Origin of the sequence: Streptomyces sp. NPDC050287 (assembly GCF_044459385.1) — a bacterium.
GTDB lineage: Bacteria > Actinomycetota > Actinomycetes > Streptomycetales > Streptomycetaceae > Streptomyces.
The window spans coordinates 625,526-637,145 of the sequence record NZ_JBITIY010000003.1 but is presented as its reverse complement, the minus strand read 5'-3'; the positions used below and the strand labels follow the sequence as shown (position 1 = coordinate 637,145).

Here is an 11,620-nt window from a genome sequence, read left to right as displayed (position 1 = left end):
TCGTGTACCGGTGCGCGTGCCGCCCGCCGCGCCGTCGTCGCCGCTCACCGCACGATCGCCTCCCCCACCAGGAGCCGGCCGGCCGCCGCGATCGACTCGGCGTCGATGCCGGCGGCGTGCAACTGCTCGTCCGGCGAGGCCGAGCCCGGCATCGTACGGACGGCGAGGCGCACCAGACGCGGTACGGGCCGCCCGTCGGCGAACGCGTCCAGGACGGCGTCGCCGAGGCCGCCCTCCGCTCGGTGGTCCTCGACGGTCACCAGGCAGCCGGTGTCCTCGGCGGCCTGGCGCAGGGTGGGCGCGTCGACGGGCTTGACCGAGTACAGGTCGATCACCCGGGCCCGGATGCCGTCCGCCGCCAGCGTGTCGGCGGCGGCCAGCGCCTGAGGCACGGTCACGCCGGCCGCGACGATCGTCATGCGGTCCTGGTCGGAGGAGCGCAGCACCTTGCTGCCGCCGATCGGGAACTCCTCGTCGGGCCCGTAGATCACCGGGCTCTCGCCGCGCGAGGTGCGCAGATAGCGGATGCCCTCCAGGCCGGCCATCGCGGTGACGAGGTGCGCGGTCTGGTTGGCGTCGCACGGGTACAGCACGGTCGAGCCGTGGATCGCCCGCATCATCGCCAGGTCCTCCAGTCCCATCTGGCTGGGCCCGTCCTGCCCGATCGCCACGCCCGCGTGCGAGCCGACCAGGTTGATGCCGGAACCGCTGATCGACGCCATGCGGATGAAATCGTGGGCGCGGGTGAGGAACGCCGCGAAGGTGGAGGCGTACGGAACCCATCCGCGCGCGGCGAGTCCGACGGCGGCGGCGACCATCTGCTGCTCGGCGATGTAGCACTCGAAGTAGCGGTCGGGGTGCTCCTTGGCGAAGAGCTCGGCGCGCGTGGAGTCGCCGACCTCGCCGTCGAGGGCGACCACGTCCCCGCGTCCGGAGCCGAGCGCGGCGAGGGCCTGCCCGAAGGCGTCGCGGGTGGCGACACCCTTGCCGCCCTGGGCGGCGCCGCCCTTCTCGAAGCGCGGCAGTTCGAGATGTCCGGCGGGCACGGCGTGCAGCATGCGGGCCGCGGGCGGCTCGTGGACCTCGACGAGGATGTTCCGGTGGGCACCGCCGAGTTCCTCGATCGCGTCGTCGGCGTTCTTCAGCGGCTTGCCGTGCAGTCCCTCACGGTCCTCGACGTCGCTGACGCCCTTGCCCTTGAGGGTGCGGGCGAGGATCGCGGTGGGCTGGCCCTTGGTGGAGATCGCCTCGCCGTACGCCCGGTCGACGGCGTCCACGTCGTGGCCGTCCACCTCGACGGTGTGCCAGCCGAAGGCCTGGAAGCGGCGGGCGTAGGCGTCGAGGTCGTGGCCGTGCCGGGTCGGACCACGCTGGCCGAGCCGGTTGACGTCGACGATCACGGTGAGGTTGTCGAGGTGCTCGTGTCCGGCGTGCTCGGCGGCCTCCCACACGGATCCCTCGGCCATCTCGCTGTCGCCGCACAGCACCCACACGCGGTATCCGGTGCGGTCCAGCCGCTTCCCGGACAGCGCGATACCGACGCCGACGGGCAGGCCCTGCCCGAGCGAGCCGGTGGCCGTCTCGACCCACGGCAACTGCCGGGGCGTCGGATGTCCTTCGAGGCGGCTGCCCAGCTTGCGGAAGGTCAGCAGTTCCTCGTCGTCGATGCCACCGGCCGCCTTGAAGACGGCGTACATGAGCGGCGAGGCGTGGCCCTTGGACAGCACGAAGCGGTCGTTGGCGGGGTGGGCGGGGCGGTCGAAGTCGTAGCGGAGGTGGTTGGCGAGGAGTACGGCCATCAGGTCCGCGGCGGACATCGACGACGTCGGGTGCCCGGAACCCGCGGCGGCCGAGGCGCGCACACTGTCGACGCGCAACTGCTGGCCGAGTTCTACGAGTTCACCGGTGTTCATGAGTCTCCTTCGGCGGGGGTGACGTCGGTCCGCTTGACGGGGCCGGGAGCCTTGTCGGGCTCACCGCTTGGCTGGTTCTTGGCGGGCTCACCGCCGGGCTGGTTCTTGGCGGCCTCACCGCCGGGCTGGCTCTTCGCGGCCTCGGGGACCGGTTGGTTCTTCGCGGGCTCACCGCCCGGCCGGCTCTTCGCGGCCTCGGGGCCCGGCTGGTCCGCGGCCTCGGTACGGGGCTCCCCGGAGCCCTCCGGTTCCGTGTCGGCCGGGGTGGCCGCTCCGGGCCCCGAGCGGGCCGCCTCCGCTTTCCGCCGCTCCTCCTGACTGCGGTGGTCCTGCTGACCCCGGGCCCCGTCCGGTCCCCCCGGCACCCGGGCCAGCTCCGGTGACGCCGTGTCCAGCGGTACCGACCAGGACCGTACGAGGCCCAACTGGACGGCCTGGCGCGGGAGTACGGAGTCCAGCAGCCAGTCCGCGGCGACCCGGACCCGGTTGCCGGGCAGCGCCGCGAGGTGGTAGCCGCGGGTGACCGCACCGGCGGCCAGGCCGGACAGGGGGATGCCGAGCGGGTTGGCGGCGGCCTTCGCACCGCCCAGGTCGACCACGAACCCGAGGTCCTTGTGCCGGTAGGGGCGCCGTTCGCCGACGCCCAGCGAGGCGGCGACGTTGCGGGCCGCGACCTTGCCGTGCCGCCACGCGTGCTGCGCGGTCATCGGCGTGTACGACCCAGGGTTGTTCAGATCCGGTACGGCGGCCGCGTCCCCGCACGCGAACACCTCGGGGTGGCCCGGGAGCTGGAGATACGGGTCGACGATCAGACGCCCGCGCTCCAGCGGCTGCCCGGTGCTCTCCACCAGCGGATCGGGCCGTACGCCGACGCACCACACCAGGGTCCGAGTCGACACGAACTCGCCGTCGGTGAGCAGCACCCCGTTCGGCGTGGCCTCCTTCACGGAGGTCCCCATGCGCACCTCCACGCCCCGCTCCCGCAGGGTGCGGTCGGCGGTGCGGGACAGGTGCTCGTCCAGTTCCGGCAGGACACGCGGCGCGACGTCGAGGAGCAGCCAGCGGGGCCGTATGCCCTCCCTGAGGGGGTGCCTTCGCACCTGCGCGTCGGTGTACAGCTGCCCCTGCGCGGCGACCTCGGTGCCGGTGTAGCCGGCGCCGACCACCACGAAGGTGGTGCGCGCGGCACAGCTCTCCGGGTCGTCGGCCGAGGCGGCGAGCTCGACCTGCCGGGTGACGTGGTCACGCAGGTACAGCGCCTCGGGCAGGCCGCGGAAGCCGTGTGCGTGTTCGGCGACCCCGGGAATCGGCAGCAGCTTGTTCACGCTGCCGACGGCGAGCACGAGCCGGTCGTACGGCAACGTGCCCTTGCCGCCCTCGGGGTCGGTGTACCGCACGGTCCGCCCGTCCAGGTCGACGCCGTCGGCCTCGCCGAGCATCAGGCGGACGTGCGGCAGCGTGCCCGAGAGCGAGACGGTGACCCGGCGCGGCTCCAGGATCCCGGCCGCGACCTGGGGCAGCAGGGGCAGATACAGGAAGTAGTCGGTGGGGTTCAGCAGGGTGATGTCGGCCTTGCCGCGGGACATCCGGGACAGTTCTCGGGCCGTCCGGTATCCGGCGAAGCCGGCACCGACGATCACAATGCGGGGTCGACTCACGGTTCGCCTCCGGGGCTGTCGCGTACCTCGGCAGCCTTCCGCGTCCCCCTGGTCAGGGCACCCAAACGTACGCCCGGTCGCCGCGCCCTCCCGGTTTCCGCCACCCGCGCCGGGTACTCGGCACGGCGAACCACCCGTCCACCTCGTGGAGGCACATCCCCCATGCCCGAGTACGGCTATTTCCTCTCGTGCGAGCAGTACGGTCCCGCGGAGCTCATCGAGCAGGCGCGAATGGCCGAGCAGGCCGGATTCACGGCCCTGTGGATCTCCGACCACTACCACCCCTGGAACGACGCGCAGGGCCAGAGCCCGTTCGTCTGGTCGGTGATCGGCGCCCTCTCCGAGGCGGTGTCCCTGCCGATCGAGACGGCGGTGACCTGCCCGACGGTACGGATCCATCCGGCGGTGGTGGCACAGGCCGCGGCGACCAGCGCCGTGATGACGAACGGCCGCTTCCGGCTGGGCGTCGGCACCGGCGAAGCCCTCAACGAGCACATCCTCGGCGACCCCTGGCCGCCCGCGCACGTGCGGCTGGAGATGCTGGAGGAGTCGCTCCAGGTCATGCGGCGGCTGTTCACCGGCGAGGAGGTCAACCACCACGGCACGCACTACACGGTGGAGAACGCCCGCCTGTACACCGTCCCGGACGAGCCCGTCCCGATAGACATCTCCGGATTCGGCCCCGCGGCGACCCAGCTCGCCTCCCGGGTGGCCGACGGCTACATCACCATCCAGCCGGACGCGGCGATGGTGGAGCAGTACCGCAAGGGCGGGGGCGGCGGAAAGCTGGTGAGCGGCGGCACGAAGGTCTGCTACGGCACCGACAAGGAAGAGGCCGTACAGACCGTGCACCGTCTGTGGGCGAACGAGCAACTGCCCGGCGAGCTGGGCCAGGTGCTGCCCTCCCCCAAGCACTTCGAGCAGGCGCAGACCCTGGTCACCGAGGACATGGTCCGCCAGAACCGGGTGTGCGGCGACGACGTGGACGAGCATGTGGCCGAGCTGAAACAGTTCGCCGACGCCGGCTTCGACATGGTCTACGTCAACCAGATCGGCCCCGACCTGCGCGGCTTCTTCGACTTCTACCGTACGAAGGTGCTGCCGCAACTCCAGCAGGCCGGCTGAGGGCCGGGAGCAGGCGATGAAGCTCCACCGACCGGTCGTGTCCGTGTACACCGTGCCCACCGACGCCCCCGAGGCCGACGGCACGCTGTCCTGGGACTCCACGACCATGGTGATCGCCGAGGTGAGCGCGGGCGACGCGACCGGCACGGGCTGGACCTACGGCCCGGCGGCGGTCGGCGACTTCCTGCACGAGCAGCTCGGCCCGCTGGTCGAGGGCCGGAGCGCCCTGGACATCCCCGCGCTGCACGACGCGATGTGCCGCTCGGTCCGCAACGCGGGCCGCCCCGGCATCGCGGCCTCGGCGATCTCGGCCCTCGACATCGCCCTGTGGGACCTCAAGGCCCGGCTGCTCGAACTCCCCCTGGCCCGTCTGCTGGGCGTCGCCCACGAGACCGTGCCGGTGTACGGCAGCGGCGGCTTCACGACGTACCACGACACGCATCTGGCGGCGCAGCTCAACGGCTGGGTGCACGGGCAGCACATCCCCCGCGTCAAGATCAAGATCGGGGAGGGCTGGGGGCGCGCGGTCACCCGCGACCTGGCCCGGGTCCGCGCGGCCCGCCATGTCATCGGCGCGGACGCGGAGTTGTACGTCGACGCCAACGGGGCCTACACCCGCAAACAGGCGGTCCGGGTCGGACACGCGCTCGCCGAGCACGGCGTCGGCTGGTTCGAGGAGCCGGTGTCCTCGGACGACCTGACCGGGCTGCGGCTGGTGCGGGACGCCGTGGTGTGCGACGTGACGGCCGGGGAGTACGGGTACGACCTCCCGTACTTCGCCCGCATGATCGCGGCCGGCGCGGTCGACTGCCTCCAGATCGACGCGACGCGCTGCGGCGGCCTCACCGAGTTCCTGCGCGCGGCCGCCCTGGCTCAGGCCCACGGCCTGGAGGTCTCCGCCCACTGCGCCCCGCACGCCCACGCCGCCGCGGCCGCGTCCCTGCCCAACATCCGCCACCTGGAGTGGTTCCACGACCACGTCCGCATCGAGGACATGTTCTTCGACGGCGCGCTGGATCCGACGGGCGGTCAGGTCCGCCCCGTCTGCGGCATCGGCCACGGGCTGACGCTGCGGACGGAGGAGGTGGAGCAGTACCGGGTGACCTGAGGCGTGCCCGACCGGCTCGGCCGGCTCGGGGGGGGGCTCAAGCCCGGTCTCGGCAGTCCGGTCTCGGCCGGCTCGGGGTGACCGACCGGCTCGGCCGGCTCGGGGGCCCAGGTCTGGTCTCGGCCGGCTCAGGTCCGGCCGCGTCGGCGCATCCCGGCGGTCACCGCGGCGCCCAGTCCGCCGGCCGCCACCAGCCCCGCTCCCATGCGCCCCCGGTTCCGGGACACCCAGTCCTGCGGGCTGTCCGGCACGGCCTCGTCGTCGAAGCGGCCGTGCGCCCCGAAGTCCCGCCCGTGCGGACCGTCGGCCGGGGCCCAGAGATTGCCGGGACCGCCGGGACCCGCCTGCTTCCCGTCGCCGCGCCGGTCCTGCTGCGACTCGAACGCGGTCCGGGCGAGGTAACGGTCGAGGAAGCCCGGCACGACCGCGTTGGCGATCAGCGTGGCCACCGTCGATCCGCCGACCCAGTACTCGCGCCGCCGCCCGTGGAAGGCCGCGTGCACGATCGCACGGGCCGCCACCTCGGGCTGGTAGACGGGCGCGACCGGCCTGGGACGCCCCGGCATCCGGTTCAGCACCCAGTCGAACTGGGGGGTGTTGAGCCCCGGCATCTGGACCATCGTCGTACGCACCTTGCTGCGCTCGTGCAGCAGTTCGCAGCGCAGGGACTCGTTGAAGCCCTGGATCGCGTGCTTGGCCCCGCAGTACGCCGACTGCAGCGGAATCCCGCGGTAGGCGAGCGCCGAGCCGACCTGCACGATCGTGCCCCGGTCGCGCGGCAGCATGTGCCGCAGCGCGGCCCGGGTGCCGAACACATAGCCGAGGTACGTCACTTCGGTCACCCGCCGGAACTCGTCCGGGGTGATCTCCGTGAACGGGGCGAAGACCCCGCTGAAGGCGTTGTTGACCCAGACGTCGATGGGCCCGAACGCGTCAGCGACCTTCTGGGCCGCGTCCTCGACCGCCTTGGCGTCGGCCATGTCCACGGTGACGACGAGGGCCTCGCCACCGGCGCGCTGCACCTCGTCCGCCGCGGCGGCCAGGCCCTCGCGGCCCCGGGCCAGCAGGGCGACCCTGGCACCCCGGGCGGCGAAGGCCACCGCCGCGGCCCGGCCCACGCCGCCGCTGGCGCCGGTCACCACGACGGTCGGGCCGTGCTTCGAGGGGACCTTCGAGAGGGGGCCCTTACGGAACGCTCGCACCGCGCATCACGCCCGGTGGTGCGGCTCGGGGTCAGTGCGCGTGTCGGGCGGGGCGCTCGGCATCGGCGGGACGGGCCCGTTGCCGAGGCCGCCGGCCGGGCCGACGGGCGCGGTGCCGCCGTGGGCGCGGTCCCGGTCCGCGGCCAGGTCCGCCGCGCGGCCGGGCGTCGGCCGGGACGCGGTGGGATGGGCGGCGCCGCGCAGCGCATAGGCCACGGCGCCCAGGATCACCGCGGTGATGAGCGCGGCGGCCCAGTCGGGCAGCCCGATGGCGAGTGCCAGCCCCACGGCGAGCGCGACGGCCGCGCCCGCGTACAGGGCGGCGGCGCCCGACGCGGCGTACAGCATGGCCGTACGGCGTTGCTTGCGCGTCTGCTCACGCAGTTCGTCGCGGATGGTCTCCCGCGCGACCTGCGCCAGCTCGTCGACCAGGTGCTTGTCGAGATGCTCCAGGTGATCCAAGCGGTCCATGACCGCCGGGTACCCGACCCGACCGGCGCGTAACGCTCGGGCCACGGGCTCCCGGCCCGGCGATCGAGCGGGGGACGCCGTGCGGATCGCGTGAAACGATCTCACTCTCCGCGCCGCTCCAACTAGGCTCGTGGCATGGACATTCTGGGAGCCACGCTGCGCGTCTGCGTCGACGACCTGGAGACCGCGGTCCCCTTCTACGAGCGCCTCGCGGGCGGCCCGGCCCTCCGCTTCGAGCGCGGCGGCGTCCAGGTCGCCGCGGTCGGCTGCTTCCTGCTGATGAGCGGACCCGAGGCCGAGCTGGACGTGCTGCGCAAGGTCGCCGCGACGATCGCCGTCAGGGACGTCGAGGAAGCCAACCGGGTCCTCACGGAACTCGGCGCCCGCGTCATCGCCGGCCCGGTCGCCACCCCGGCGGGCCGCAACCTGATCGCGATGCACCCGGACGGGGTGGTGTACGAGTACGTGGACCGGGGCGGCGCATGACGGCCGGGATGCCGCGGCACTTCTCGGTCAGCTCGATCAGCCCGGAGCCCGCGTCTCGGCGGTGATCGCCCAGCGCTCGTGGTCGCGCCAGGCGCCGTCGATGAAGATCATGGCCGGGGAGAAGCCCTCCAGCCGGAACCCGCAGGCACGGGCGAGCGCGATGGACGCGGCGTTGCCGGGCTGCACGTTGATCTCCAGCCGGTGCAGCCGCATCGGTCCGAACGCGTACCGGACCACGAGGTCGAGCCCCTCGCGCATCAGTCCGCGCCCGGCGGCGTGCGCGAAGGCGCCGTAGCCGAGCGCCCCGCACTGGAAGCCGCCCCGGACGATGTTGTTGATGTTGATGTAGCCGGCGAGGGCCCCGTCCGCGCCGTTCTCCGGCGCCTTCTCGCAGACCAGGAACCCGGCCTTGCTCGGGTCCTCGATCAGCCGCCCCGCGTACGCGGCGTAGGCACCGGCGCTGTCCGGCGGAAACAGCCACGGCTGGTGCAGTTGCTTGCTCTCCCGCGCGCGGGCGGTGAACTCGGCACCGTCCTCGTAGGTGAAGTGGCGTATGCCCGCGCGAGGGCCTTCGGCGAGGTAGCGGGAAGCGTGGTGAGGCACTCCACCACCCTACGGCTGCCTCCCCCGCCACCGGCAGGTCCAACGGCCCGCGCCCCCTCGGCTCGCTCGTCGCGGTCACGGGCGAACGCCGCTCAGCGCAACGCCACTCAGTGCGACGCCGGTCAACGCGACGCCGGTCAGCGCGGCGCCGGTCAGCGCGGCGCCGGTCAGCGCAACGCCGGCTCGTCCAGCGTCAACGTGCCCGTGCCGGCGTCGAGTTCGGCCGCCACACCGAAGGGGATCGTCAACGCCCCTTCGCAGTGCCCGAATCCGAACTCCTCCACGACCGGTACTCCGAGCCCGCCGAGACGGTCCGCCAGCAGCGCCCGAAGGCCCTCGTACGCCTCGCACTGCTCCCACGACCCGAGCAGCACCCCGCGCACCCCGTCCAGCCAGCCCGCGCGCAGGAGCTGGGTGAGGTAGCGGTCCAGGCGGTACGTCTCCTCGCCCACGTCCTCCAGGCACAGCAGTCCGCCGCGCGCGCCGGGACGGGCGTGCGGGGTGCCGAGTTCGGCGGCGAGCAGGCACAGACAGCCGCCGAGGGTGACGCCCCTGGCCCGCCCGGGGACGAGAGCCGTGCCGCCGGAGGTGATCGTGCGGACCGTCTCCGGGGCGAACAGGGTGGACTTGAGGTGTTGCTGGGCGCGGGCGTTCTTGACGAAGTCGATGCCGACCGCCATCGGCCCGTGCAGGGTGGCGAGGCCCAGGCGGGTGGCGAACGCCTCGTGCAGGGCGGTGATGTCGCTGAAACCGACGAACACCTTCGGCCCCGCCGCCCGCATCGCCTCCCAGTCGAGCAGGTCGACCATGCGCTGCACCCCGTATCCGCCCCGCGCGCACAGCACGGCGTCCACGGACCGGTCGCACCAGGCGTGCTGCAGATCGGCGGCCCGGTCGGCGTCCGTGCCCGCCAGGTAGCCGAACTCGGTGTGCCGGTCCAGCACATGGGGTGCCACGACCGGGTCGAGGTCCCAGCCGCGCAGTACGTCGAGCCCGGCCTGCAGCCGCTCCTCGGGGACGGGTCCACTGGGTGCGACGACGGCCACGCGGGCGCCGGCAGCGAGCCGTGACGGCCGCTGGAGTTCCTTCACTTGGCGAGCTCCAATGGGGGGATGCCGGGCGGGTCGATGCCGAAGGTCTGGGCGTAGAGGGAGAGTTCGGACTCCAGCACCCGGATCGTGGTCTCCGCCCGCCGGAACCCGTGCCCCTCCCCCTCGAACGCGATGTACGCGTGCGGCACCCCGCGGCCCGTCATCCGGGCGAGGAACCGTTCGCACTGGGCGGGCGGGCAGATCACGTCGTCCAGGCCCTGGAGCAGCAGGAAGGGCGCGGTGATCCGGTCGGCGTGCTCGCTGGGCGACCGCTGCGCGTACCGGCCGGGCACCTCGGCGTACGGACCGATCAGGGTCTCCAGGTACCGCGACTCGAAGTCGTGGGTCTCCCCCGCGCCCCAGCCGGCCAGGTCGAGGACCGGATAGAGGATGGTGCCGCAGGCGTAGACGTCGGTGGCGACGAGGGAGGAGGCCGCGGTCCAGCCGCCCGCGCTGCCGCCCCGGATCGCCAGCCGGTCGCGGTCGGCGGTGCCCTCGTCGGCGAGTGCCGTGGCGACGGCCGCGCAGTCCTCGACGTCCACCACGCCCCACTGCTCCCGCAGCAGGTTGCGGTACTCCCGGCCGTACCCGGCGGAACCGCCGTAGTTGACCTCGACGACCCCGATGCCCCGCGAGGTGAAGTAGGCGATCTCCAGGTCGAGGACGAGCGGCGCCCGCCCGGTGGGGCCGCCGTGCGCCCAGACCACGTACGGCGGCAGCTCGTCGTCGGGCGCGGTGCAGCCGGGGTGGTGCGGCGGGTAGATGTGGGCGTGGATCTCGCGTCCGGCAGGCCCGGTGAAGGTGCGGATCTGCGGCTCGGGGTAGTAGGCGGGGTCCACGGCGTCGTCGTGCGCGGCGCCGATCACCCGCGCCCGGCCGGTCCGGGCGTCCAGCTCGATCACCTCGTACGCGCTGCGCGGACTGGCCCCGACGCCGACGACCCGTTCGCCGTGCACCGCGAGACTGGGCGCGCACTCGGTCCAGGGCCCGGCCGCGTCGACCAGTTCACCGGTCTCCGGGTCGAGGATGCCGAGGGTGGCGGCGCCGCGGCCGTGGACGACGGCGATCAGACCGCTGTCCAGCGGGGCGAACCAGCGGCACCCGAGCTTCCACAGGGGCCCGCCGAACTCCTCCTCGCGCGGGCAGAGGGGCTCCCCGTCGCGGTACAGGTTCCACCAGCCGGTGCGGTCGCTCGCGTACAGGAGCCGGCCGTCCGCGGACCAGTCCACCTGGGCGATGGACTCCTCCGGCCCGCCGGCCGTCCTGCGCGCCCGGCCGAGGGTGCCGTCCTCTCCCACCTCGGCGACAAGCAGTTCCGTGCCGTCCCACGGCATCCGGGGGTGGTCCCAGGCGAGCCAGGCGGCCCGCCGCCCGTCGGGCGAGAGCCGGGGGCCGGTGACGAACCGGTGCCGGTCGTCGGTGAGTTCGCGTACGCCGTCCCGGTCCCCGGCGGCCGACCCGTCGAGCGGCACGGCGGCCAGGACACGCCGTACGTCGTCGGGGCCGTCGCCGGTGAACTCCTCGAGTACGCACCACACTTCACCGCGTTCGAGGCGCAGCTGCGGGTCGGCCCAGCGCAGTCCGCCGCCCACCGGGGAGACGGGGGTGAGCGGGAACGGTTCGCCGCCCGGACGGCAGCGGTACAGGCGCTGGTCGGCGAAGTGCACGAAGACGACGAGGGGTTCGCCGTCGACGACCGCGCCCGCCCAGGGCTGTCCGCCGTACTCGATGACCCGGCTGCGTACGTTCCACGGGGCGGGCAGCAGCGACTCCTCCACACCGTCGGCGCGCCGCCGCACCAGCGTGCGCCGCCCGCCCTCGGTGGGCCGGGGCTCGGTCCACCAGGCCTCGTCGCCGACGAAGCCCACGTACTCGGGGTGCCCGTCGTGCGCGGCGGCGAGCGCCGCGTCGATGGGCGAGGGCCAGGAACCGTAGGCCAGCGTCCGCACTTCGTCCCCCTGTG

At 73.6% G+C, this 11,620-nt stretch carries 10 protein-coding genes; 3 read left to right on the top strand and 7 right to left on the bottom strand.

Going from position 1 to position 11,620, the window contains the following annotated elements; translation table 11 throughout:
- Positions 1–44 precede the first annotated feature (44 nt).
- On the bottom strand, positions 45–1,913 hold the full coding sequence (locus ACIBK3_RS13210; protein ID WP_399364931.1) for a transketolase: 1,869 nt from the start codon (positions 1,911–1,913) through the stop codon (positions 45–47).
- On the bottom strand, positions 1,910–3,571 hold the full coding sequence (locus ACIBK3_RS13205) for an FAD-dependent oxidoreductase (RefSeq protein ID WP_399364929.1): 1,662 nt from the start codon (positions 3,569–3,571) through the stop codon (positions 1,910–1,912). The genes ACIBK3_RS13210 and ACIBK3_RS13205 overlap by 4 nt, the downstream gene beginning before the upstream one ends.
- Positions 3,572–3,733: 162 nt before the next feature.
- Here ACIBK3_RS13205 and ACIBK3_RS13200 point away from each other — a divergent pair, with 162 nt between their 5' ends.
- Together ACIBK3_RS13200 and ACIBK3_RS13195 are read left to right on the top strand one after the other, a co-directional pair.
- On the top strand, positions 3,734–4,696 hold the full coding sequence (locus ACIBK3_RS13200; RefSeq protein ID WP_399364927.1) for an LLM class F420-dependent oxidoreductase: 963 nt from the start codon (positions 3,734–3,736) through the stop codon (positions 4,694–4,696).
- Between the two features lie 16 nt (positions 4,697–4,712).
- Positions 4,713–5,804, top strand: a complete 1,092-nt coding sequence (locus tag ACIBK3_RS13195; RefSeq protein ID WP_399364926.1) for an enolase C-terminal domain-like protein — start codon at positions 4,713–4,715, stop codon at positions 5,802–5,804.
- 128 nt (positions 5,805–5,932) lie between these two features.
- Here ACIBK3_RS13195 and ACIBK3_RS13190 read toward each other — a convergent pair whose 3' ends face one another.
- Together ACIBK3_RS13190 and ACIBK3_RS13185 are read right to left on the bottom strand one after the other, a co-directional pair.
- Entirely contained in the window at positions 5,933–7,006 is a 1,074-nt protein-coding gene (locus ACIBK3_RS13190; RefSeq protein ID WP_399364924.1) for an SDR family oxidoreductase, read from the bottom strand.
- A 6-nt stretch (positions 7,007–7,012) separates the two neighbouring features.
- Positions 7,013–7,477, bottom strand: coding sequence for a phage holin family protein (locus ACIBK3_RS13185; RefSeq protein ID WP_399364922.1), 465 nt, complete (start codon positions 7,475–7,477; stop codon positions 7,013–7,015).
- A 135-nt stretch (positions 7,478–7,612) separates the two neighbouring features.
- Between ACIBK3_RS13185 and ACIBK3_RS13180 the strand changes: the two genes are divergently transcribed.
- Complete coding sequence (locus tag ACIBK3_RS13180; RefSeq protein ID WP_399364920.1) at positions 7,613–7,963, top strand: VOC family protein; 351 nt, start codon at positions 7,613–7,615, stop codon at positions 7,961–7,963.
- A gap of 36 nt (positions 7,964–7,999) precedes the next feature.
- Here the strand turns inward: ACIBK3_RS13180 and ACIBK3_RS13175 are convergent, their stop codons facing one another.
- The 3 genes from ACIBK3_RS13175 to ACIBK3_RS13165 form a co-directional block, all read right to left on the bottom strand.
- Positions 8,000–8,566 carry a GNAT family N-acetyltransferase gene (locus tag ACIBK3_RS13175; protein ID WP_399364918.1) on the bottom strand — a complete coding sequence of 189 codons (567 nt, stop codon included), beginning with the start codon at positions 8,564–8,566 and terminating at the stop codon, positions 8,000–8,002.
- A gap of 167 nt (positions 8,567–8,733) precedes the next feature.
- Complete coding sequence (locus ACIBK3_RS13170; RefSeq protein WP_399364916.1) at positions 8,734–9,657, bottom strand: LD-carboxypeptidase; 924 nt, start codon at positions 9,655–9,657, stop codon at positions 8,734–8,736.
- Entirely contained in the window at positions 9,654–11,606 is a 1,953-nt protein-coding gene (locus tag ACIBK3_RS13165) for a prolyl oligopeptidase family serine peptidase (RefSeq protein WP_399364914.1), read from the bottom strand. Before ACIBK3_RS13165 ends, ACIBK3_RS13170 begins: the two co-directional genes overlap by 4 nt.
- Positions 11,607–11,620 lie beyond the last annotated feature (14 nt).

Bases quoted from the DNA above. Each gene is read 5' to 3' on its own strand.
- ACIBK3_RS13210 (WP_399364931.1), bottom strand. From the start codon at position 1,913: ATGAACACCGGTGAACTCGTAGAACTCGGCCAGCAGTTGCGCGTCGAC.
- ACIBK3_RS13200 (WP_399364927.1), top strand. From the start codon at position 3,734: ATGCCCGAGTACGGCTATTTCCTCTCGTGCGAGCAGTACGGTCCCGCG.
- ACIBK3_RS13195 (WP_399364926.1), top strand. From the start codon at position 4,713: ATGAAGCTCCACCGACCGGTCGTGTCCGTGTACACCGTGCCCACCGAC.
- ACIBK3_RS13185 (WP_399364922.1), bottom strand. From the start codon at position 7,477: ATGGACCGCTTGGATCACCTGGAGCATCTCGACAAGCACCTGGTCGAC.
- ACIBK3_RS13180 (WP_399364920.1), top strand. From the start codon at position 7,613: ATGGACATTCTGGGAGCCACGCTGCGCGTCTGCGTCGACGACCTGGAG.